This is a genomic window from Bremerella sp. JC817 (assembly GCF_040718835.1).
GTDB lineage: Bacteria > Planctomycetota > Planctomycetia > Pirellulales > Pirellulaceae > Bremerella.
In genome coordinates, this window is the sequence record NZ_JBFEFG010000266.1 from 287519 (window position 1) to 310616 (window position 23098).

The window sequence follows — 23098 nt, forward strand, 5'->3', positions numbered from 1 at the left end:
ACCTAAACCCCTCAAACGCCCATCATCAAATTCGGAGTTCAATAGTCATGGCAACTACCACACTACGCAGCCTGAGCCTGGCGGCCCTGCTGCTTGCCGTTGGCCTCGTCGGCTGCAACGGTGACGGCAAAGTGGCGATCCAAGGGACGGCTACTTGGAATGGAGAGCCAATCGAAAAGGGCTACATCGAACTACAGCCCATCGGCGAAGGGCACTTTGCCAGCGCCGAGATCTCCAATGGAAAGTTCACCGTGCAGACCTCGCCTGGCAAACGCCTGGTGAAGGTGACCGCCGAAAAGGTGATCGGCCAAACCGAGCCAACCGAACGGATTCCGGAATCGAAGCCGATTCTGTTTCAGTTCGTGCCACCCAAGTACAACTCGGAGTCGAAGTATGAAGTCGATATCGCGGCGAACAGCCCAAGTCTCGATATCAAGCTGGATGGCGAAGAGCTGAAGCCGCAAAACGGTATCTCGGCAGAAGATCGTCGCAAGATGAATTTGCAAACGAGCGGTCGTCGCTAGACGACTGAGCTTTGATCAACTCGATCAGCATCAAGCGGGCTCGAGCACCTTTCCTGGTAACTGGCAGAAGACAGGAAAAGTCGCTCGGTCCGCTTTATTTATGCGCGGTGCTTTCGATTTCAAGCGGAACCGAGGAAAAACAGGGCGATTCGTTGACTCACCGATGCTGAGATTCCAGAATGAGGGCCTTCCCCGTCCCGCCCCAGGGACCAAGCCATGCTTGTTCCTCGCCCCATTCTCGAGCTCTACCCATGCTGCGTTCTTTCTGTGCCCTGTTAATGCTGTGTCTGTTGGCGACCTCTAGCTTTGCGGAAGGCAAGCCAGACCGATTGCCCAATGTCATTTTGATCGTGCCAGACGACATGGGCTTCGCCGACATGAGCAGCCAGGGTGCGAAAGGCTTCAGCACTCCGAACCTCGATAAACTGGCCGGCCAGGGAACTCGCTTCACCAGCTTTTATGTTGCTCAGCCGGTCTGTACCGCGAGCCGAGCCGCCTTCATGAGTGGCTGTTATCCAAACCGAGTCAGTCTGCAGGGCGCCTTGAACCATACCAGTAAGAACGGGATTCATCCCGACGAGTACCTGCTGCCCGAGATGTTCAAAGATCTGGGTTATGCGACTGCCGGGATGGGGAAGTGGCACCTTGGCACGGTCCTCGATTTCTGGCCGACACGCAACGGTTTCGATGAGTGGTTCGGCACGCCTTACTCGAACGACAATACGAAGTACCATCCGGTGCTTGCCGACGAGATGCCACCTTTTCCGTTGTATGAAGGGGAGAGGGTTATCGAGCTCGACCCGGACCAAAGTTTGTTCACGCGTCGACTCACCGAGAAAGCGATTTCGTTCATCGAACGGAATCAAAATCGCCCGTTCTTCTTATATCTTCCCCAGATCATGCCGCACGTGCCGATCTTTGCGTCGGAAAGCTTCCGGGGGCGTAGCGAACGTGGTTTGTATGGCGACGTGATCGAAGAGCTCGACTGGTCGGTGGGACAATTAATGCGAACGCTTGATCGCTTGAAGCTGACCGACGACACGATCGTAATCTTCTTCAGCGACAACGGACCATGGCCAAGTTACGGCGAGCATGCTGGCGATGCCGGGCCTTTCCGCGAAGGAAAGCTGACCACGTTTGAAGGGGGCGTTCGCGTTCCGTGCATCATGCGGTGGCCGGGGCATATCCCAGCCGACCAGGTTTGCGACGAACCGATCATGGCGATCGATCTGTTGCCGACGCTTGCTCAGATTGTCGGCGGTCAGATGCCAACGAAAAAGATCGACGGTCTCGACGTGACCGACGTCCTAACGAAAACGGATGCGAAGTCACCGCATGAAGCGTTGTTCTTTTACGCTGGCACGGAACTTCAGGCAGTCCGCAGCGGCAAATGGAAGCTGCACTTCCCCCATCCCTACATTACGCCAGCCGGCGAACCAGGGAAAGGTGGCAAGCCTTCGAACTGGGGAAACAATCAGGCCCAATCGATCACCCAAAGTGGCATCCGTGGGATTGCCAGTCGGCATGGTGGCCGCGTGGAAGACATTGAACTGAGCCTGTTTGATCTCAGCAACGATCCAGGCGAAACCAAGAACGTCGCCGATCAGCATCCGGATGTCGTCGCTCGCTTAAAGAAGCTGGCAGAACCAATCCGGGCTGATCTGGGGGATTCGCTCAACGGCGTCGAGGGCACTGGGATCCGCGCCGCTGGTTGGGTGAACTAGGCCACGGTGAGGTGCTTACCCCATTTCCGCGATCAGTAGATTGGGGTGGTCGGACTGCGCGATGCGATCAATGCCGGCAACGAGCCGTGGAAAGTCGACCCGTGCAACCAATCGCGACAATCGAAACGCGTCACCCGGTAGATTCAGCTTTCGAGCGGCGGCCATGACTCGGTCGTCCGCGTAAGGATAGACCTCATGCCAGAGGCCTTGAATCTCGCGGAGAAAGATATCAGCTCCCGATTTGCCGACGCCATTAAACTGCCGCAACAAGCGGTGTTCCATCGCAACATCGTGCCCCGCTTCAGCTCGAAGCTGTCTGAGATCGCCATAGTATCGCCGCAGCAAGAACTCGGCGGTCTTACCAAGTTGCTTCGAGCCTTGCAGGTTGAGTTGCTCGTAGCCATGCGTGCCGATCACTTCGGCCCGCGTATCGCGCGACGCTTCTGCCATCTTTTTCGGTGTATCGAGGGCTGCCTTTCGGAGCGCAGCGGTCGCCTGAAGCGCTTTGTCATTCTCGACCGGCGAACTCATCAAGACCGAAGCACTTAACAATTGAAACAATGGGGCAGGGGCATCGCGTAAGCGAATACCGGCTTGCTGTGCGTAGGTTTGTCCGTGGTTGTTGAGAATTGCCTTGGCGATGGCCTTCTGAGGTAGCGGGGTCATCGTTATTCTCCTTCTCAAGTTGGGTTTCCGTCTAAAAGAGTCAGTGCAAGCCTTATGCCATTAAGGGCTAAAACCAAGACCTAGGCGCTTCTTCTGCGAAATGACCTGCAATCCGCCTCAATCTGGTCGTGAATACCTCAACTTACGACCAGATTTAGGTTCATGCGGCGGCGTTCGATGCGGGATGAGCCGATTTCAACCAGCGTTCACGACGCGATAGTCTGTCATAAAGAAATTGGCAGCGGGCCGCTGGTGAGGCTCTGTTGCCAAGTCGATGTGGAAGATCGTGTAGGGATACGAAACGTCGATCTCTTCGTCTTCGAGCTGGCTCATCATCTGACCGGCCGCTTCGACATCGAACCGTGCGTAGTGAAAGCCAGGGAAGCTTTTCAGCGGAAGATAGAGGGATTCGCGAATCGCCACGACATTCGCTGGCTCAAGCAGTTCGGGCCGCGAAGGGGAATGGCTCGTCGGCAAACCAACACCCATGCCGACCGGGAAGACCTCGACCAGATGGTGCTTCCCGATTTCATGAATCGATGCTTCGCAAGCGATGTCGGCGATCCCTGCGAGTGAGATCGTCAGCGAAGCGTAATGTCGAGCGATCTGACTTGCCAACGCCGCGTTCGAGGCACAATCAACACCAAGCGTGTGAATGATCGCCATCGTTCGCTCCGTCGACTACTCAGGCGTGCTGGAGTCGCTGTGATTGAGGAACTCGCTCAGCTTTTCCAGGTCGTCAGTGCCGATTAAGTCGACGCCTGCCGACTGAAGCATTGCCCAGAACTTCGGATCTTCCGGGGTGCCCCAGAAGCGAAGCTGGCGACCTTTGGCGTGTGTCTTCTCGACGATCTCTTTTAGCTTGGCTTGTTCGGCATCCGGCATCGGGCCTTGGCCTTTCCACTTGAAGTGGCTGCCCCACTTGTCGCTGATCACCGGCATCAGTTCGGCAGGCCAGTTGGCGTTCAAGTCGGACAAGCGACCATCGAGCCCGACGCGACGTGGGTTGGCCTCGGCGACCGCTTTCTTGGGACGATCGCCACTGATCACGACGGTCACGGCTTTCTCTTGATGCTTGCCATCTTCGGTGACCGAGATGAAGTCGTACTGGGCGAGCAACTTCTCAAGCGCGGCGTAGACCTCTTCGCCGTTCGTTTTGATGTCGATCATCAGAATGAATGGCTTCGGAGTTTCATAGACGTGGCCACCGTTCGCCTCGATCCGTTCTTTGAGCGGGTCGAGGTAGAGCGAAGTCAACGAACGATTGGTTCGCAGTTCCCAGCGTTCGTGCCCAACCAACAGTTGTCCTTGAACCAGGTAGATGTCGGCTTCAACGTTGCAAAAGCCTTGGTCCAAGGCGTCGAGCAAGGGACGCTTGTGGTAATAGTCGTTATGAGCGTGCGCTTGCGGCAGAGGCGTTTGTCCAAAAGCCGAAGCGGCAAACAGCGCGGTCGCCAGAAGCACCGCGCTGAAGATTCGATCAATCGAGCAGAGCATTACAGACCCAATACGTCGTTCATGTTGTAAAGGCCAGCCGGCTTGCCGGCAGCGAATTTGGCGGCTTGCAGTGCACCCGTCGCATAGCAATCGCGGTTGCTGGCGCGAACGGTCATTTCAATCGTTTCACCGAGCAGGCCGAAGATGATGGTGTGTTCGCCTGGGTTGTCGCCGGTGCGGATCGCATGGTAGGCGATCTCGTTATGAGGGCGTGCGCCTGGGCGCCCTTCGCGACCATGGACGAACTCGGTAATGCCCATCTTCGCGGCGATCAGTTCACCGAACCGCAGGGCGGTACCGCTCGGGCTGTCTTCCTTAAAGCGATGGTGTCGTTCCAGGACTTCGACATCGGCCCCGCCAGGAATGTCTTTCAGGGCTTCCGCGGCGATCTCGCACAGCTTCATGGTCAAGTTGACCGTCGTGCTCATGCTCGGAGCCCAGACGACCGGAATCACGCTGGCTGCTTCGCGAATCTTGGCCTGATGTTCTTCTTCCAGACCGGTGGTTGCCATCACCAGGGCCGCCTTGGCATGCACGGCGCGTTCGACGGCGGCATGGGCTCCGGCGGGAACCGAGAAGTCAATGATCGCGGAATACTGAGCGTCGGTTTCTTCCTGCAGCGGAACGCCCAACTCGCCAATGCCTGCCACGACGCCGGCATCTTGACCAAACTTGGCATGCCCTGCGTGTTCAAAGCAGGCGACGATATCAAGCGACTTGTCTTGGCTGCCCAAGGCAACCAGGCGTTGCCCCATGCGTCCGGCAGCTCCGTTGATGGCGATACGAGTAGCCATGGCGAATTACTTTCGTGCGGAAAATGCAAAGGTAGAGGTGCGCGCGGCAGAGGCGATCGCACCGGAAAGCAGAACACTATTCTACAACAGACCGGGCAACCGAGGATCGGGGGCGAATATACGCCCCCGTGCCCAACCATCTGGCGGGTGCGAGATATCAAGCGGACTCGCACCCGTGTGGATCTGACGGCCCAGATTAGCCGTAAAGCTGAATGGCCTGGACGATGTCGTTCATGTCGTTCTTCACGGCAACGGCGCGGTTGGCGAACGTCGCTCGTTTGACACCACGACTGCCGAGGACTTTGTTGAAGTTCTCTTGGTCGGTCGTGTGATAGGCGACCGTCGCGGTCGGATCTTTCAGTAAGTGACCGGTCAGGATGCAGACCACGCGATCGCTCGGGGCGATGACCCCTTGTTCCCGCAGAATCTTAGCGCCGGCGACGCTCGCGGCACTGGCTGGTTCGCAGCCCATACCACCGGCACCTACCTGGCTCTTGGCATCCATGATCTCTTGATCCGAAACCTGGCGAACGACGCCGTCACAGTCGTTCAGCGCCCGCAAGCACTTGTGCAAGTTGACCGGACGATTGATTTCAATCGCACTGGCCAAGGTCGAAGCCTTGCGCTGTTCGGCATCCATCTTGGAGTAGTATTCGCCGATGGTGTCGCGAGGATACTTGCCATCGTTCCAGCGAACGTTGTGGACGTTGTACAACTGGTCGAGCGTATCGGCACCGCTGGCGTTGATGACCGCCAGGCGAGGAATACGCGAGATCAGGCCCAGCTCTTTCAGTTCGGCGAAGGCCTTGCCAAAGGCACTGCTGTTACCAAGGTTGCCGCCAGGAACAACGATCCAATCTGGCGGTTCCCACTGCAAGGCTTCCAGCACGCGGAACATGACCGACTTCTGGCCTTCCAGGCGGAAAGGATTCACGCTGTTGACCAGGTAGATTCCCATGTCCTTGCTGACTTCTTTCACGCGGGCCATGGCGTCGTCGAAGTCGCCGGCGATCTGCAGGGTCAACGCACCGTAGTCGAGTGCCTGAGACAGCTTGCCGTACGAGATCTTGCCGCTGCCGATGAAGATGACGGCCTTCATCAAGCGAGTGACGCTGCAGTACATCGCGAGCGAAGCACTGGTGTTACCGGTTGACGCACAAGCAGCTCGCTTGGCACCCACCATCCGGGCATGGGTGAACGCGGCGGTCATGCCGTTGTCTTTGAAGCTGCCGCTGGGGTTCATCCCTTCGTACTGCAGATGCAGCTTGCCGGAATCGAGTCCGACGAACTTGCCGACATGGTCGGTCTGCTGCAGCAGCGTCTGACCTTCGCCCAGCGTGACGATTTGTTCGTCCGAGGCGAAAGGGAAGAGCGAACGAAAACGCCACACACCGCTGAAGTTGAGCGGGTTGGTGCGTTTGGCCCAGTTGGCTTCGATGTCCTTCCAGGTCTTGGGAGGAGCAAGGCGGTCCCAGTCGTAGGCGATATCGAGCAGATCGCCACATGAGGGACAGGCAACAAGGGTTTGGGAAACGTCGTACGTACTGCCGCACTCGGGCGAGATGCAGCGTTGGAACACGGCTGAGGTGGTGGTCACGCTAACAGTTGCTTGGGGTCAGGAGGTTTCAGTGGTGACGGGAGACGCGTCGCCGCGCCGCAGTATGCCCGAATGGTTGTTTTCCTTGAGTTTAGAACATGTTGGCGATTCTACCGAAGTAGAGCGTCCTCCGAAAAGAACGGTTCGCCAGGAAAAATATCAGACAACTTCGGCAAAAACCGTGATCAGGGCAAGTAAAAACGCGCAGATGACCAGGTTCGATGGGACGCGGAAGCAGCCGATCGCGTGGGCGTGCAATTCAAATGGGGGATGGGTAAGCTATCCCATGAATTGGCTGGTTTGCTCGTCGCTCGACGGAAACCCCTCGAACTTTCCAAGGAACCTGTCGGATGGTTTCGCCTCGAATTCTCTCCGGTTTGCCCGAAATCGACGCATTTCGTCAGCGCTTGCAGCAAATGGCGACGCTCTGGCAGGTCGTTGGCCTCAAGTACGACGACTTCACGTACGAATACCATCCGAAATGGGACGAGAAAGAGGAAATGGGAGCTTTCAAGAACGGCGCTGGCGACGAGGTTTTCTGCCACTTTACACCCCAGGGATGTTGTATCGTCGGATTTGATCACGAATCGGTCATGAGCCCGTATCGAACCGATCCACCGCAATTGTGGCCTGGATTGCTGGAAAGCGTTCCAGAGGTCTTTCAATCGACCCTCGACGAACCTGCCTTTGATGTGCCCAGCACCACGTTCTTCATCTGGCGTGAACAAGGGGATTCGATCTGGAAAACGGGCGATATCGAGCTTCCTGACTCAATGAGCGGAGATGGTTCCGATTACTTGATGGGGCAGCTGATGATGGATGCGGGGGCGTTTACTGATTGGTTGGAAGAGAACTTTGAAGTGGAAATCGAACCCGCGATCGTCGAGCTGGTCTTCGAGCATCAGCCCCTTTCCCAAGAGCAGTGGCAGTCGCTTGCTCCGGAGTCGACATGGAAAGACGTGAAGAACGTGATCCAGGAGAACGGCTATTCCCTCTAGCTGGGCGCTCGGCATGATTTCCACAGAGGTGGGGAAACTTGTGGATAAAGTTTGACCATATCTTCGGCCAAGCTTTACACTGGCAAGTCTGCCCTCAGCGGCACGTGTCGATGAATTTCACTGGCTTGATGATCTGAGAGAATCACCATGGGAAGCACACACGCAGGCAAAGGCGCCTACTCGGCGGAAGAGTCGAAAGCCTATCACGACAAGCTGCGGCTTTTGCGAGCCCGGTTGGTGGGTGACACCAATCATTTGGCCGAGTCCGCCTTGAATCGAACACGCAGCGAGGCGGCCGGTGATCTATCGAAAATGCCGATCCATATGGCCGATATTGGCTCGGACAACTACGAGCAAGAGTTCTCGCTGAACCTGTTGGCCGCCGAGCAGGATACACTGGCCGAAATCGATTCTGCCCTGGCACGAATCGAATCAGGCGAGTATGGTGCTTGCGTTGAATGTGGACACCGCATCAAGAAATCGCGACTCAATGCCATCCCCTTCACCCACTACTGCATCGACTGTGCCAGCGAGCGAGACCAAGAAGCCCGTGGATAGCCCTTCCACCGCTGTTCCGATCAACCGTTATGTATGGTTCTTCGGGCTGGCCATTGTTGGCTGTGGCGTTGATTTGTGGAGCAAAGCGGCAGTGTTCGCCTGGCTGGGAATGCCAGGACAGAATCGCTATTTCTGGCTGCTTGAGCCATACGTCGGCTTTCAGACATCGCTCAACCAAGGAGCGCTCTTTGGGCTAGGGCAGGGGTATACCTCGCTCTTCGCCATTTTTTCGGTCGTCGCTGCGATCGGAATTCTGTGCTGGTTGTTCGCCTTCAAGGCAGCCCAGGACTTGATGCTGACGATCGCCCTGGGCCTAATCACCGGCGGGATCTTCGGCAATCTGTACGATCGTCTCGGTATCTGGGGCCAACCGGCGGTTCGCGACTTTATCCTGTTCCAGTACAACCACGAGTGGGTCTGGCCGAACTTCAACATCGCCGACGCACTTTTGGTCTGCGGAGCTGCTCTGATGCTCTGGCACTCTCTGACTGCCAATCCCGAGGCGTCGAAACCGGCCGATTCTTCCGAAGCTGGAACCTAGCACGCCCTTGCTCGATGGGCCCCCAGTTGGCCATTTTCGAGCCCCATGCCCATGCGCCCGAAGATCTGGTGGGTACGGCGTAACCAAAAGTTGGCGTTTTTCGGTTTTTAGCGGGCTAACATTGTCCGTTCTAAGTACTTTTGTGGACGGTTGTTGGGCATTTCGTCTATAGGTGTCGAATAATTTCCGGCAAAATAGCCTTTACCCCAGTGATTTCTATTGAAACCCCCATATTTTGGGTGTAGCTTTGTTTTACCGCATTCGGGGTGTAAGTAATATCGTTTGTGATTTCCCGTTTTGCACTGCGGGTGAAATAGTCGATTCATGTTCGTCAATTTCTCCCCCTTTTGGTATCAAGATGTGATCTAAGCTTCTCTGAGGCTGTGGCACATTTAGGCTGAAAACACATTTCGCGTCGCGTTAAATCGTTGGACTTTGATGCAATGAGGTGTTGTTTGTCGAGCTGACTGGAATCGGGATAGGTTCCGGAGGGCCGACATTCGTGTGTTTGAATTTACGATCGTTCCATTTAACAAGAGGGCAGTGGAATGAAACTTTCTCGAACCGTCGCGTATGCTTTGCAGGCGACCATGCAACTCGCGGTATCCGACTCGGATACCCCCGTTCCTTGCAGCCAGATTGCTGCCAAGGGCGAAATGCCGGAGCGTTTTCTGCTCCAAGTTCTCCGTAGTCTGGTTAATCACGGCGTGCTGCGTAGCACGCGGGGTGTTGATGGTGGATACATGCTGATCCGCACGCCAGACGAAATCTCGTTGCTCGACGTGATCGAAGCGATTGAAGGGCCGCTCGACTCGAAGTTGCCTCTGCCAGCTGCTCCTGAAGATCACACCCAAGTGAACCTTCAGCAGGCACTTAAAGATGTAACCGCAACCGCACGTACTCAGTTGGAATCGATCAAAATCGCTCACCTGATCCAGGCCCCGGCTTTGGAGACGGCTGAGGAAGAATCGAGCTTGGCGGAAGTGGCGATGACACCGGCTCATACCGAGTCGATCGGTGCCGGAGCTCCGCATGCGACCAGCCGGGCCCACCACGCCTAAGGCGTAGCAGGGATCGCGATTGTGTTTAAGGTTCGGTGAAGTCGTGGCGGGGGCTTGTTCCCCGCGCGACACCGTTCTATTCTCATGTCCATGAGCACCTCACAAACCGATCTCGAAAAGCGTCTTGAAACGGCCCGCCGTCTGGCTCGTGTTGCAGGTAAAAGCACTCTGGAGCACTTCCAGCGTGCCGACCTGGCTTTCGAAAAGAAAGAGGACGAGTCGCCGGTTACTGTCGCTGACCAGAATGCGGAAAAGATTATCCGCCAAGGACTTAAAGAAGCCTTCCCCGACGATGGAATCATCGGCGAGGAATTTGGCAGCGAAGAGGGTACCACCGGATACAACTGGATCGTCGACCCGATCGACGGTACCAAAGCATTCATTGCTGGCGTTCCGCTTTTCGGCACGATGATTGGCGTCGAAAAAGATGGCAAATCGCGTGTGGGGGTGGTCTACATTCCTGGTCTGGACGAAATGATCTCGGCCGCTGAAGGCCAGGGAGCATGGTACGAAAAGCCAGGCCACGATCCAGTGAAGGCTCAAGTCAACAAAACCGCCTCGCTCAAAGATGGCGTGATGGTGACTTCGCAGGTCAGTACTTTCAACAAGCGAAACGCCGTTCAAGGCTTCTTGGAGCTTGAAGAAAGATCTTTTGTCACCAGGACTTGGGGCGATTGCTTCGGGTATATGCTGGTTGCGACGGGCCGCGCCGTCTGCATGATCGATCCGATGATGAGCATCTGGGACGCTGCTGCTTTGCAGCCGATCATGGAAGAAGCGGGCGGAACCTTTACCAGTTGGACCGGAGAATCGACGATTTACAGTGGCGACGGCATCGGCACGAATGGCCTGGTGCTGGAAGAAATTCTGGAAGTCTGCCGCAAGTACCCTATGCCCAAGTAGTTACCAAATTGACCGATCGCGGGGCCAGTGCCTTGCGTAAGTAGGGGTCAATCGGTAAACTAGTCCGTTTCGTATCAAGCAATAGACGACCGTCTAGGAGTCGCTGGCAATGGCCAACGTGTGTGAAATTTGTGGCAAGGGCCACAGCATGGGAAATAAGGTTACCCTCCGCGGTAAGGCGAAGTACCTGGGCGGTGTCGGTACCAAGATCACGGGTATCACCCGTCGCAAGTTCAAGCCGAACCTGCAGACCGCCAAGGCAGTGATGCCTGATGGCGAACACAAGAAGCTGAAGGTTTGCACCCAGTGCATCCGCAGCGGTTACGTGAAGAAGGTTGTGCGTCATCGCCCCTTCAAGCTTCCTTCGGAAGAACGCGGCCGCTAGTCTTTGCCGGCTCTGCTGGACAATCCAGCAGGCGTACCCCAAGATGGCTTCGAGATCATCGGCTGCTTCCTGATGGGAGGCAGTTCTCGCCTAAGAGGGTTCTGGCACTGCATCATTCAGGAGAAGTCCGATGTCCTCGTTGACTCGAGAAGATGTTGAGAAGGTTTCGCTGCTGGCCCGCCTTCGTTTGTCGGAAGACGAACTAACGAAGATGACCGAGCAGATGAGCCAGATCGTCAGCTACGTCGAACTTCTGAACGAAGTAAACACAGACGACGTCGAGCCAATGGCTCACGCCGTTGAGCAGTACAACGTCTTTGCGGAAGACGTACCCCATCAGTCGCTACCTCGCGAGGCTGCTTTGGCCAACGCACCCAAGAGCGACAGCGAATGCTTCCGCGTGCCGGCTGTGCTGGGCGACTAGTCGCCGTCTCCATTGCTTGCGAATCAATCTGACCTTCGATATCGGTAGCGCTACGGTGCTGCGTCTGATCGAGCGGGTCACCTTCTCGCCGCAGGCTTCTTCGTCGCTGCTACGCTCTTTTGGCGGCTCGGTGTCTTAAACTATGTCGCAACGACGACTAGTCAACACGGGCCAATTCCGCCATCATAGTCGTCTGGCAGACTTAACTGCTTATGCGGCACTGGCATAGTCCGGTGATATCCACTTGCAAACGCGGCTCGTTCGCACCTCTGACGGATAGAAAAGGCAAAACGCACGATGGCTTTGTACGAAGCGTCCGCCACCCAGTTGTTGTCTCAGCTCGAATCGGGCGAAGTTACCTCGGTTGAGGTCACCAAGGCCTGTTTGGAGCAAATTCGCAAGCACGACGGCGAGGTCGGTGCCTTCTTGAAGGTGATGGACGACAAGGCTTTGGCCAAGGCCGAAGAAGTCGACAAGAAGCGTAAGGCAGGCGAGTCGGTCGGTATGCTCGCTGGCGTGCCGGTCGCCGTCAAAGATCTCCTTTGCACCGAAAGGGAGGTGACGACCTGTGCTTCGAAGATGCTCGAAAACTTCGTGCCCCCTTACAGCAGCACCGTCGTCAAGAAGCTGGAGCAAGCCGATGCCGTCATCATCGGCAAGACCAACATGGACGAGTTCGCCATGGGTGGTTCGACCGAGAACTCGGCCCTTGGCAAGACACGCAATCCTTGGAATACCAGCCTCGTGCCAGGCGGTTCGTCAGGTGGTGCTGCCGCATGTCTGGCGGCACGCATGGTTCCACTTTCGATCGGTACCGACACCGGCGGTTCGATTCGCCAGCCAGCTTCGTTTTGTGGTGTTGTCGGTTTGAAGCCAACCTATGGACGCGTTAGCCGATTCGGCTTGATCGCCTTCGCCAGCAGCCTGGACCAGATCGGTCCGATGGCTCGCACCGCGGAAGACACCGCGTTGTTCCTGGAAGCGATGAGCGGTTACGACCCGAACGATTCGACGTCGGCCAATGTTCCTTGCCCGTTGTTCACCCAGACGGTCGACAAGCCGCTGGAAGGCCTGCGAATCGGTCTGGTGAAAGAACACTTCGGCGAGGGTCTCAACGGCGAAGTCGAAAAGGCAGTTCGCGAAGCGGTCGCCGTCTACGAATCGATGGGTGCGAAGGTCGTCGATATCTCGCTGCCACATAACAAGTACGGCATCGCGACCTATTACATCATCGCCCCGAGCGAAGCTTCGAGTAACCTCGCTCGCTTCGATAGTGCCCACTACGGACACCGCTGCGATGAAGCGACCATGTTGGAAGAACTGAAGGCGGAAGAAGACGCCTTGCGAGCCGCCGGCAAAGAAGCGGAGTTGAAGAAGCTCGATACCCCGCTGATCCGTATGTATCGTAAGAGCCGCGCCGAAGGCTTCGGTCCTGAAGTGAAACGACGCATCATGCTCGGTACGTACACGCTGAGCGCCGGTTACTACGAAGCCTATTATCTGAAGGCCTTGAAGGTGCGTCGTTTGATCCGCGAAGACTACGACAAGGCTTTCAAGTCGGTCGACATCATCATGGGACCCACCGCGCCGAATCCCGCCTTCGCTGCTGGATCGAAGACCAACGATCCGCTGGCGATGTACCTGGAAGACTTGTACACCGTGACCGCGAACCTGGCAGGCATTCCAGCCATCTCGGTTCCATGCGGAATGACCAGTGACGGACTGCCAGTCGGCGTCCACATGCAGGCCCCAGCCTTGGAAGAAGATCGCCTGCTGCGTGCGGCGTACATGTTCCAGAAGGCAACCGACTGGCACTCCAAGTCGCCATCGATGTAGAGTTCGACGCGATCAAGTTCCAACGACGCGAAAAAGTGGAAGAGCCCCGGAGGGGCGGACGAAGCTTGGCTCGGCAATCGAGCATCAGGTAGCAGATCAGGAAAAGTCATGAGCGACCAATACGACATCATCATTGGGCTGGAAGTTCACGTGCAGTTGCAGACGAAGACCAAGCTCTTCTGTCGCTGCAGTACCACGTTTGGTGCTTCGCCAAATACGCAGACCTGTCCCGTCTGCTTGGGCATGCCAGGCTCGTTACCGGTGATGAATCGCGAAGCCTTTCAGTTGGCTTTGAAGACTGCCTGTGCACTGAACTTGAACGTGCCTCGCTTCACCAAGTGGGACCGCAAGAACTATTACTATCCCGACCTTCCCAAGGGTTACCAGATCAGCCAGTTCGATCTGCCGATGTCGGAAGATGGCTTCCTGCTGATCCGCGATCCGAAGGGGCAGTTCGAGCCGAAGAAGGTTGGCATCATTCGTGCCCACCTCGAAGAAGATGCCGGCAAGTCGATGCACGACGAAGTCGCCGGTAAGGCGGACACGCGAATCGACTTGAATCGTACCGGTACACCGCTGCTGGAAATCGTGAGCCAGCCTGACATGCGTTCGCCGCTGGAAGCGAAGGCTTACCTCAACGAGCTGAAGTTGATTTTGACTTACCTCGGGGTTTCCGACTGTAACATGCAGGAAGGTAGCCTGCGTGTCGACGCGAACGTGAACCTGCATATCAAGTCGGAAGAGCCGAAGAAGGTCGCCACGCCGATCGTTGAAATCAAAAACATGAACAGCTTCCGCGCCGTCGAGCGGGCCATCGCCTACGAAGCGACGCGTCAGTACGACGAGTGGCAGGAAACCGGCAAGACGATCAAGGATGCTCCGAAGACGACGCGTGGTTGGGACGATGCCGCCCAGATCACTCGTCCGCAGCGCGAGAAGGAAGAGTCGAGCGACTATCGCTACTTCCCAGATCCCGACCTCGCCCCAGTGACCACGACCGCAGAAGAAGTCGAAGCGATTCAGAACGCTTTGTGCGAACTGCCGATGGCAATTCGCGATCGCCTGCACGATGGCTACGGCATTCCAGAATACGACGCCGACGTGATCGTGAACCAAGGTCAGATCGCTGTCGACTACTACGAAGCACTCGCCCTCAAGACGGGCGACGCCAAGATGTCGAGCAACTGGGTGCAGCAGGACGTGCTGCGTGTGTTGAAGGAACGCGACCTTGAGTTCGATCAGTTCCCGATCACTGCCGAGCGTTTGGCAACGCTGCTCAAGGCGATCATGAACAAAGAGATCGACACGACGCGTGCCAAGGATGTCTTCACCCAGATGCTGGAGAGCGACAAAGACGCCCCGACCATCATGGCTGAGATGGGTATCGAAAAGGTCGACGACTCGGCCATCGATGACCTGGCTCGCGAAGTCCTGGAAGCCAACCCTAAGGCGGTCGAAGATTTGAAGAACGGTATCCAGAAGGCCGTGGGCGCATTGATCGGCCAGGCCAAGAAGAAGAACCCCAACATCGATCCCGGCACGTTCCGCGCGAAGTGCATCGAGTTGGTCAAAGATATGTAATCCGGTATCGCAGGTTCAAGACAATCTGATTGATAGGGTGTCTTGCTGCGATCGCGAAGGATAATCAAAGCCGCGTCGGATCTCTCGACCGATGTGGCACGTCTGGCAAAGTGTCGCATTCATGCGAGCGGTACCTTCTTTTTCGCCAATCAGCAGTGCGATTCAAAACCGCTGGTGCTCTTCAGGCTATTCTCTGCAACGAAGATCGGCATTGTGGTCGATCATCGCTCGCGAAATACCATAAGGTATAATTCCCGAAAGGTGGCTTCCTCTGGCAAGGGCCACGGCTTCTATCCCGCGGATGAGTCCACATCATGTTTGCTCCTGGCGGAATCATTGCTCTGACGACCGATTTTCATGGCGACTCGTTCTATGTGGCCGAGATGAAAGTGGCGGCGCACATGGTGGCGCGCGAAGCCATGATTGTCGACGTGACGCATGCCGTGCCGCCTCAAGATGTGCGGCATGCCAGTTGGACGATGCTTCGCGCGATTGAATCGTTTCCTGATGGAACGGTGCATGTCTGTGTCGTCGACCCAGGCGTCGGGACCGATCGCAAGATCGTGGCGGCCATCATCCATGGGCAAGTGATCATCGGGCCGGACAATGGTTTATTCGATGTCGTCGCCTCGCGCTATCCGGTCAAAGCGGCTGTGTATTTGAATAACGAGGTCTACTTCGGACCGCGTCGTTCGAGCACGTTTCATGGTCGCGATATTATGGCCCCGGCCGCTGCGCACCTGGTGCGAGGAATTCCGCTCGAGAGTCTGGGCGAAGCATTGACCACGCCCTTGGTTTCGCCCGTGACCACGGCTAACATTCTGGCCAAACGCGATGGCCAGACGATCGATGGTCAGTTCGTCTACGCCGATTCGTTTGGCAACATGGTCACCAATATCTTCGCCGAAGATATTCCCGAAGAGTGGAATCTGCGAACGATCCGGATCGATGCACTGGGGCAAGAGCTGACCGGCGTGGTGTCGACTTACGGCGATCGAGAGCCGGGCTCGCTGGTGGCCCTGTTTGGTTCGACGGGGCAATTAGAGCTGGCGATCGTTCAAGGGGATGCGGCCCATAAGTATGGGTTTGTGGCAGGAGGACCCGTTAAGATCACGCATGAATAGCGGAGATTGGCAGGTTGTCCGCCATAAGCCGTGACAAGATGCTTGGCGAATTGAGTGAAGATAGCTAGAATCGCTCGCAATATTCCTCTCTTCCCCACATCAGGAATTTGTAGTCGTGGCGAGTCGTATCTCCGGAAAAGTCGTCTCCATATCGGAGTCAGGCGACGCAATTACCGATCTGACGCACGACCAGTTGGTGGACGTGCCCGGGGATGATCGCACTTCGATTGAATGCAGCGGCCACACGACGTTAGGTATCTATCCGGCCGATCATGATCAGCCCGAGATGACTTACGTTGCGATCCTGGGCAACAGTGGTTGCTTGGAGCTTTCGTTGATTGGTGATAGTGCGGCGAAGTTTCTCGGCCTGAAAGTCAACGACAGCGTAACAATCAAGTGGTAAACGACGCGCCGCCTCCTCAGGAAGAGGACTCGACTTCGCATCCGGACCAACCTCGGAAGTTCGGTTTCTGGGCGGCCTATTTTCTCGTCGTGGCCAGCATGGTCGGTGCCGGGATCCTGACATCCTCCGGCTTCACCCTTCACGACACGGCCAATCCTGCCGGCTTGATGTTCATCTGGACGCTCGGCGGCATCCTCGCTCTGTGTGGCACTGTTACGATTGCCGAACTCGCCACAATGCTGCCTCGCGCTGGCAGCGACTATCTGTTCGTGCGAGAAGCGTTTGGACGCTCGGCCGGGATCGTTGTTGGCTGGGCGACATTTGTCCTCGGTTTCGCCGCGCCCACGGCGGTTGTCGGCAGACTCGCGGCGAACTATCTTTCGATCCCGCTGACCCAGGGAATCGACTTCGGTGGCTTCACTGAATACCTGGAACCAACCTTGGCGACGCTGTTTGTGGTCTTCTTGCTGATGGTTCATTGCCTGGGGCACCGCGAGAGCAGCGGCCTGCAGGTTGCCTCGACGCTGTTGAAGATCAGCTTTCTCGTTAGCTTGGTCATCATTGGCTGCACCTTCGGTAGTGGCGACTGGTCGCACTTCCAGGCCAGCCATCTGCCTGACTCCAGCGAGTTCTTCACGCTGGGAGTTGGATTGATTTACGTTAGCTACGCCTACACCGGATGGAACGCCGCTGCCTACGTCGCCGGCGAAGTCCGCGATCCCGAGCGTCTGCTGCCGCGAAGTTTGATTGCTGGTTGTGCTTCAGTGATGCTGTTGTATCTGCTGGTGAATTTAACGTATGTCTTCGCGCTCGATCCTCACGAGATGACGCAGTTAAGTTATCCTGAAGTCACCCCGGTCGCTCAGCTTGCTGCTCAAAAGCTTTTTGGGACCCAGGTCGCCGATGCGGTTTCGATTTTGTTGGGGCTTGGCATGTTGGCTTCCGTGAGTGCTTACATGTTGTCGGGGCCACGGATCGCCTTCGCCATGGCGCATGACGGAGCCTTTCCGAAGTTCGCGGCGCTACTACATGCCCATCGCCAGACACCGGTCGCAGCGATCCTGGTGCAAGGGTTGACCGCGATCGTGATGATCTGGTCCGGCCCCTTTCTATCGATCTTGAATTACACCGCCATCGGACTGGCAGTAATCTCTGGCTTGGTCGTTTCGAGTGTCTTCGTCTTGCGAAGAAGGGCCGACTTGCCACATCCTTATCGAATGCCGCTTTATCCGCTGCCGCCAATCTTGTACCTGGTGATGGTCGCGTGGATTTTAGCCAGCGGCGTGATGCAAGACATCTCAGGGCTCCAGGCAGACGAGCCTCAGTTGCCGACGACGATGCTCAGCATCCTGACGATTTTGATGGGCTTGCCGGTGGCTTATTTCGTGGCACGAAGAAGTGCCCGGCCTGCGTCGTAACGAGATCGCTACGGATTGGCCCACGTCGGTTGAACGTGGAAGCGAATCAATTCGATCAACTTGGTGCGATCGATTGGCTTGGTCGAATAGTCGGTGCAGCCGGCTTCAATGCAGCGGTTCCGATCTTCCGCCATGGCATGGGCGGTCAGGGCGATGATCGGCACCTCGTATCCATCGGCACGCAGTTTCGAGGTGGCCGTGTAGCCATCCATGATCGGCATTTGCATATCCATCAGGATGATGTCGTACGGATCTTCCGACTCGTGCACCTTCATGTAGCCTTGCTCGCCGTTCTCGGCCAGTTCGACCTGGGCACCTGCCTTTTTCAGCAGAAACGAAATCAAACGCTGGTTGTCGGGGCCGTCTTCGACCAGCAGGATTCGCAGACCTTCCAGAACATTTTTCGGAGTTGGTTCGGCCTTTGGCTTCGCGGCAGGGGCCTTCTCCAACATTTCAGGTTGGTCGAACGTCGCGTCATGTAGTGGACCTGGATCGATCACCAGGCGAAACGTAGAGCCGCGCTGCGATGTGTCGACAATCGATAAGTCGCCGCCCAAGAGCTTGGCGAAGTGGCGACTGATGGTCAGTCCCAAACCGGTTCCACCGAAGCGGCGTGACATCGATCCGTCGGCCTGGGTGAATGGCTGGAACAAGCGATCGCGCATTTCGTCCGAGATGCCGATTCCCGTATCGCTGACATCGATCTGAATTTGCCGCCGGTCCCCCTTGCCGATCAACGAGACCTTCAAGTTGATTTCGCCTTCTTGCGTGAACTTGATCGAGTTGCTCAGCAGGTTCATGACAATCTGACGCAACCGGGTTGGGTCGGTCAGAATCATGTCGGGAATGGCGGTTTCGTATTGGATGTTGATCGCCAGCTTCTTCTCTTCCGCTCGAACGAGCATCAGGTGCCGCAGATCGCATAGCAATCGATGCAGCGAACAAGGCAGGTTCTCAACCTGGAATTTACCGGCTTCAATCTTGGAAAGATCGAGCACGTCGTTGATCAGCGAGATCAGGTGCGAGCCGTTCCGACGAATCGTTTCGATAGCGTCGATACGTTCCGGTGGCGCTTTCTTCATGTCCCCCGATTCCAGCAAGACATCGGCAAAACCCAGGATCGCCGTCAATGGCGTGCGGATTTCGTGGCTCATGTTCGCCAGGAACGCACTCTTGGCGCGGTTCGCCCCTTCGCTGGCTTCGATCGCTTTCTTCAGTTCGACGGTTTGCCGTTCCAGGCGTTCGTGCGATTCCTGCAGCACAAGCCGTTGGAGTTCGATTTCCCGGGTACGGTCGGTCACCTCGCGTTCGACTTCCGTCTGCATTCGCTCCATTTCAGCACGGCGGTTGGCGATGATCGTCATCTCGCGACAACTGATCCAGATCGAATAGAAGAGGAACACGTCCTCGAATGCGACCCAGCCAATATGTTCGATCGAGCGGCGCCAGCCAAACATCGAGATGCCATAGATCGATTCCGGCCAGAATACGCCACGCACCATGTGATCGGTCGCAATCACCAGCGTCGCGGCGGAAAGCACTTTCCAGTCACGGTAGAAGGCGAGAAACGCCAGCGAACCAAAGACGTGGAAGTGTGCTTCGATCCGTCCACCCATCAGGTGAATCAGCAGTGCCGAATATAAACCTTGGGCCACCGCGATCGTTAGTCGGGTGATGTTACGTCCGGGGAGGAAATACGCCAGGAAGATCGGGAGGCTGCTCAATAGCCCACCCAAGAACACAGCGGACCACAGATGAGGATGAACAAAGAACGAACGACCGGCCCAAGAATAGGGTGAGATCCAAACCGCCAGCACGATCCCGGCTAGCCATTGAAACAGCATCAGCCAGGCAAACATGCGATCGGTTCGCCGATAAATCGCATCGCGGTGCTCTTCGAGCAGCTCGAGTGCGCGATCGTTGATCGGGCGATCTTCACTCAATGGCACGAGCAGGTTCCTTGGTTTCCATCCGCTTTGCTGTCAGGCCTTCAACAATCGGACATCCGTAGACATTCACCTTGTCGCACAACACCTGGTGTTGGTTCACGTAGCCGATGACAGCTTGCCTGCCTGGGTTGTCTCCCTCGCAGCCTCGACCGGCCGTTATCCCGCCGCTGAAGATCCGATGACCATCCGGCGCAAACAGCATGACATGGCCAGAAGTCTCGGCCCCGAATTGCTTGGCCAAATTGCCTTTGGGATCAGCGAGGATATGTAGGTTCGGAATTTCGATTGCCTGGGCCATCATTGAAGCGGTAGACCACTTAACATTATCAGGTTGATACAAAATCAGGTGGGTTAACACGTTGCTGCCACAGGCCGTTTGGATCCTGGCTAGTTCGCCCAACGTGGCGGTCGAGCAAGGACATTGCGGGTGAATGAAGACCAGCAAGTTGGCCCGCGACGGATCTAACTCGATCAGACGATTCACTTGCCACACCGGATTAGAATCACTTCGTGTTCCCGGCGTGTTGTGATAAAAGAGCAGGGCAATAAACCCCACCGCGATGAAGCAACCCCATACAAGCACAATCAACGGAGTGATGAATTCATTCACTCCGCCGTAACCGAATTTCTTCGACACTTCCGTCGTTGGAGACGGACTGCCCGTGTGTCTGATTGCAAACATCGACTTCTTTTTGCCCCTTCGGCGCGCGAATGGATCAAAATACGTTCTGAGTCAAAGCTTAGGTTAGCAGCAAGTGAGACGTAGCCCGCGTCTGGCGGGGTTACCCGTAACCATCTGAGCTTTGTAGCGATGTTGCCGATCATTCCGACTTTGTCGTAGACGGGGCCTGAAAACAGGGGCCCTCTGCGCGGGGGAAACTTCGTGTACGGAAGAACCAGTGCGCGAATTACTTGCCTAGAAAGTGATCGCGAAAGACGCGGAGTAGCGTCTCGCTCTCGGGGGCTGCGTGGCACTGCTGACGGAAAGCATCGTACGGAATCTTCGCAATCCTCTCGCAATATTCCGGATACGCGGCTATGCGATCCATCAACGAGTCGAGCGTCAGCTCGGGATGGAACTGGGTGCAATAAATCGGCCGATCGTCGAACCGGAATGCCTGTTGGGCCACGTTGTCGTTGCTGGCCAGCAGGGTCGTTGCCGGTGGCATTTCGATGACGCGATCTTCGTGCCCCATGTAAGCAAGAAAGCGATGCGGCATCTGCGAGAAGATCGGATCGAGCCGTCCAGCTTCGGTCAGGTAGACCGGATTGCTTCCTAGTTCCGCATGCGGAAGATCGTGAATCACCGTGCCACCAGCCGCCCGAGCTAAAGCTTGAAAGCCCCAGCATGAGGCGAAGGTTGGCTTTCCTGCATCCAGAAGCCGCTGAAGGCTCCCTAGCGCGACCTGCATCCATGGGGCATCGCTGGTAACGCTGTATCGGCCCGAACCGCCGATCATCACCATATCGACATCAGCTAAATCCGCTGGCTGAAGCGACTGCTTGAGTAGGTCAAACACTGTGATCGCGTCCCGCGAGCAATCGAGGGCAGCGGCGAAGCAATCGATCTCTTGGTGACGAATCGGATCGTCGGCATCTCGGATCTGAATCAGCAGGTAGCGAGGTTCACTCATTTCCATCTGCCTTGTTGCGAGTCACGAAGTCGATGCCGTCACCGATTACCTGACAAATGGTGTCGATCTGCTCGAGAGAGATGGCCAGGGGGGGCATGATTACCAAGACGTTGCCCAGCGGACGAATCCAAAGGCCATGGTTCAACGCGTACTGACAAACCTGGTGGCCATGGCGTTCTGTCCAAGGAAATGGTTCGCCGGTGGTGCGATCTTTCACCAGTTCCACCGCGGCAATCATACCGTATTGCCGGACATCGCGGACATGCGGATGGTTGGCAAGGGTTTGCAAGTGATCAGCAATTCGCTCGATCTTGGCAGGCAAACCGGCAAGTGTTGCTTCCTGATCGAACAAGTCGAGGGTGGCCAACGCCGCCGCGGCACTCAATGGATTGCCTCCGAACGTGTGCCCGTGACAAAGCTGCTTCGCCTCAGAAAAGTCGCCAAGGTAAGCGTTCCAGATTTCGGTGGAAGCAATCGCGGCGCTCATCGGCAGATAGCCGCCGGTCAAACCCTTGCCAAGGCAAAGAATATCAGGCACGACCTCTTCCTGCTGACAGCCAAACATGGTCCCGGTTCGGCCGAGCCCGACCGCAACTTCGTCGGCAATCAGCAGCACGTTGTACTTGCGTGTCAGTTCACGAACGCCGCGCAGGTAGCCATGCGGCTGCACGATCATTCCGGCGGCACCCAGCACGAGAGGTTCGATCACGACAGCCGCGATCGAGTCGTGATGCTCAGCCAGCGTGTCTTCGAGAATTTGCAGGTGATGCTCGCAGCTTGTTTCCAACGAAGGGGTCCGCCGGTCAGGGATCGGCAGGCGATGCACCGGGAACATCAGCGGCTTGAACACCGAGTTGAACTTGTCGACGCCGCCGACGCTGATCGTGCCGATCGTGTCGCCATGATAGGCGTCTTCGAAGCCGATATATTTTGTCTTGCCTGGCTGAGGGTTGTCGCATTGATGCCAATACTGAAAGGCAAGCTTGATCGCAACTTCCAGGGCCGAAGCGCCGTCGCTGCAAAAGAAGACGTGATTGAGATCGCCAGGCGTCAGGTCGGCCAGACGCTTGGCCAGGCGAATCGTCGTGCTGTTCGAGCAGCCAAGGTTGGTTACATGAGCAACCTTACCCATCTGAGCGACGATTGCCGCATCGATGGCAGGATGACGGTGCCCATGCACATTGCACCACATGCTGCTGACGCCGTCGATTAACCGTCGACCGTCGAGGTCGATCAGTTCGCACCCTTCCGCCGATTCGATGATCAGTGGATCGTAACTGGCCATCTGGGTGAAGGCGTGCCAAACGTAGTGCTTGTCCCATTCAATGAGTTGCTGCGGGGTCGGATTCATGCCAGAAGATGGGGAAAGAGGCGTCTCGCAAAGCAATCATTGTAGATCATTGCTTTGCGAAGGTCAGTCGGGTGCCTGCCGCAAACCAGAAGAGACCTTGATGTCCGGCCCCCATTTTTCTAACGGAATC

At 56.4% G+C, this 23098-nt stretch carries 23 protein-coding genes; 14 read left to right on the forward strand and 9 right to left on the reverse strand.

Translation table 11 applies throughout. The features are described from left to right. Positions 1 to 47 precede the first annotated feature (47 nt). Both AB1L30_RS08565 and AB1L30_RS08570 read left to right on the forward strand, forming a co-directional pair. Positions 48 to 524, forward strand: coding sequence for a hypothetical protein (locus tag AB1L30_RS08565; RefSeq protein WP_367013001.1), 477 nt, complete (start codon positions 48 to 50; stop codon positions 522 to 524). A gap of 251 nt (positions 525 to 775) precedes the next feature. Further along, positions 776 to 2248: a sulfatase-like hydrolase/transferase gene (locus tag AB1L30_RS08570; RefSeq protein WP_367013002.1), complete on the forward strand. Its 1473-nt coding sequence runs from the start codon at positions 776 to 778 to the stop codon at positions 2246 to 2248. A gap of 15 nt (positions 2249 to 2263) precedes the next feature. On the opposite strand, the gene AB1L30_RS08575 is transcribed toward AB1L30_RS08570, so the two are convergent. From AB1L30_RS08575 to thrC, 5 genes are all read right to left on the reverse strand, one after another. Beyond that, positions 2264 to 2914 carry a hypothetical protein gene (locus AB1L30_RS08575; protein WP_367013003.1) on the reverse strand — a complete coding sequence of 217 codons (651 nt, stop codon included), beginning with the start codon at positions 2912 to 2914 and terminating at the stop codon, positions 2264 to 2266. 195 nt (positions 2915 to 3109) lie between these two features. Further along, complete coding sequence (locus AB1L30_RS08580) at positions 3110 to 3580, reverse strand: hypothetical protein (RefSeq protein ID WP_367013004.1); 471 nt, start codon at positions 3578 to 3580, stop codon at positions 3110 to 3112. Between the two features lie 15 nt (positions 3581 to 3595). After that, positions 3596 to 4411: a phosphatidylinositol-specific phospholipase C/glycerophosphodiester phosphodiesterase family protein gene (locus AB1L30_RS08585; protein ID WP_367013005.1), complete on the reverse strand. Its 816-nt coding sequence runs from the start codon at positions 4409 to 4411 to the stop codon at positions 3596 to 3598. Beyond that, complete coding sequence (gene dapB, locus AB1L30_RS08590; RefSeq protein WP_367013006.1) at positions 4411 to 5205, reverse strand: 4-hydroxy-tetrahydrodipicolinate reductase; 795 nt, start codon at positions 5203 to 5205, stop codon at positions 4411 to 4413. The genes AB1L30_RS08585 and dapB overlap by 1 nt, the downstream gene beginning before the upstream one ends. Positions 5206 to 5401: 196 nt before the next feature. Next, complete coding sequence (gene thrC / locus AB1L30_RS08595; protein ID WP_367013007.1) at positions 5402 to 6802, reverse strand: threonine synthase; 1401 nt, start codon at positions 6800 to 6802, stop codon at positions 5402 to 5404. Between the two features lie 350 nt (positions 6803 to 7152). Here thrC and AB1L30_RS08600 point away from each other — a divergent pair, with 350 nt between their 5' ends. The 12 genes from AB1L30_RS08600 (at position 7153) to AB1L30_RS08655 (ending at position 18034) form a co-directional block, all read left to right on the forward strand. After that, entirely contained in the window at positions 7153 to 7800 is a 648-nt protein-coding gene (locus AB1L30_RS08600) for a hypothetical protein (RefSeq protein WP_367013008.1), read from the forward strand. Positions 7801 to 7947: 147 nt separating this feature from the next. Continuing rightward, positions 7948 to 8358 (forward strand): TraR/DksA family transcriptional regulator, encoded by a 411-nt coding sequence (locus AB1L30_RS08605; protein ID WP_367013009.1) that lies wholly within the window; start codon positions 7948 to 7950, stop codon positions 8356 to 8358. Next, entirely contained in the window at positions 8351 to 8899 is a 549-nt protein-coding gene (lspA, locus tag AB1L30_RS08610) for a signal peptidase II (protein ID WP_367013010.1), read from the forward strand. Before AB1L30_RS08605 ends, lspA begins: the two co-directional genes overlap by 8 nt. A gap of 548 nt (positions 8900 to 9447) precedes the next feature. After that, complete coding sequence (locus tag AB1L30_RS08615) at positions 9448 to 9960, forward strand: Rrf2 family transcriptional regulator (protein WP_367013011.1); 513 nt, start codon at positions 9448 to 9450, stop codon at positions 9958 to 9960. Between the two features lie 84 nt (positions 9961 to 10044). Continuing rightward, positions 10045 to 10863, forward strand: a complete 819-nt coding sequence (gene hisN, locus AB1L30_RS08620; protein WP_367013012.1) for a histidinol-phosphatase — start codon at positions 10045 to 10047, stop codon at positions 10861 to 10863. 109 nt (positions 10864 to 10972) lie between these two features. Then, positions 10973 to 11248 carry a 50S ribosomal protein L28 gene (gene rpmB / locus AB1L30_RS08625; RefSeq protein WP_105329255.1) on the forward strand — a complete coding sequence of 92 codons (276 nt, stop codon included), beginning with the start codon at positions 10973 to 10975 and terminating at the stop codon, positions 11246 to 11248. Positions 11249 to 11378: 130 nt separating this feature from the next. Next, on the forward strand, positions 11379 to 11672 hold the full coding sequence (gene gatC / locus AB1L30_RS08630; protein ID WP_367013013.1) for an Asp-tRNA(Asn)/Glu-tRNA(Gln) amidotransferase subunit GatC: 294 nt from the start codon (positions 11379 to 11381) through the stop codon (positions 11670 to 11672). A gap of 297 nt (positions 11673 to 11969) precedes the next feature. Beyond that, positions 11970 to 13508: an Asp-tRNA(Asn)/Glu-tRNA(Gln) amidotransferase subunit GatA gene (gatA, locus tag AB1L30_RS08635; RefSeq protein WP_367013014.1), complete on the forward strand. Its 1539-nt coding sequence runs from the start codon at positions 11970 to 11972 to the stop codon at positions 13506 to 13508. Positions 13509 to 13616: 108 nt separating this feature from the next. Further along, on the forward strand, positions 13617 to 15089 hold the full coding sequence (gene gatB / locus AB1L30_RS08640) for an Asp-tRNA(Asn)/Glu-tRNA(Gln) amidotransferase subunit GatB (protein WP_367013015.1): 1473 nt from the start codon (positions 13617 to 13619) through the stop codon (positions 15087 to 15089). 314 nt (positions 15090 to 15403) lie between these two features. Beyond that, complete coding sequence (locus AB1L30_RS08645) at positions 15404 to 16213, forward strand: SAM-dependent chlorinase/fluorinase (RefSeq protein WP_367013016.1); 810 nt, start codon at positions 15404 to 15406, stop codon at positions 16211 to 16213. Between the two features lie 115 nt (positions 16214 to 16328). Further along, on the forward strand, positions 16329 to 16616 hold the full coding sequence (locus tag AB1L30_RS08650) for an adenosylmethionine-8-amino-7-oxononanoate aminotransferase (RefSeq protein WP_345087394.1): 288 nt from the start codon (positions 16329 to 16331) through the stop codon (positions 16614 to 16616). Beyond that, positions 16610 to 18034, forward strand: coding sequence for an amino acid permease (locus AB1L30_RS08655; RefSeq protein WP_367013017.1), 1425 nt, complete (start codon positions 16610 to 16612; stop codon positions 18032 to 18034). The genes AB1L30_RS08650 and AB1L30_RS08655 overlap by 7 nt, the downstream gene beginning before the upstream one ends. Before the next feature lie 8 nt (positions 18035 to 18042). Here the strand turns inward: AB1L30_RS08655 and AB1L30_RS08660 are convergent, their stop codons facing one another. From AB1L30_RS08660 to bioA, 4 genes are all read right to left on the reverse strand, one after another. After that, positions 18043 to 19983 (reverse strand): ATP-binding protein, encoded by a 1941-nt coding sequence (locus tag AB1L30_RS08660; RefSeq protein ID WP_367013018.1) that lies wholly within the window; start codon positions 19981 to 19983, stop codon positions 18043 to 18045. Next, positions 19970 to 20620, reverse strand: coding sequence for a hypothetical protein (locus AB1L30_RS08665; protein WP_367013019.1), 651 nt, complete (start codon positions 20618 to 20620; stop codon positions 19970 to 19972). The genes AB1L30_RS08660 and AB1L30_RS08665 overlap by 14 nt, the downstream gene beginning before the upstream one ends. 271 nt (positions 20621 to 20891) lie before the next feature. Next, positions 20892 to 21617 (reverse strand): type 1 glutamine amidotransferase, encoded by a 726-nt coding sequence (locus AB1L30_RS08670; protein ID WP_367013020.1) that lies wholly within the window; start codon positions 21615 to 21617, stop codon positions 20892 to 20894. After that, the gene (gene bioA / locus AB1L30_RS08675; protein ID WP_367013021.1) at positions 21610 to 22968 is read right to left on the reverse strand and encodes an adenosylmethionine--8-amino-7-oxononanoate transaminase; all 1359 of its coding nucleotides are present in this window, start codon (positions 22966 to 22968) and stop codon (positions 21610 to 21612) included. Before bioA ends, AB1L30_RS08670 begins: the two co-directional genes overlap by 8 nt. Positions 22969 to 23098: the final 130 nt, after the last annotated feature.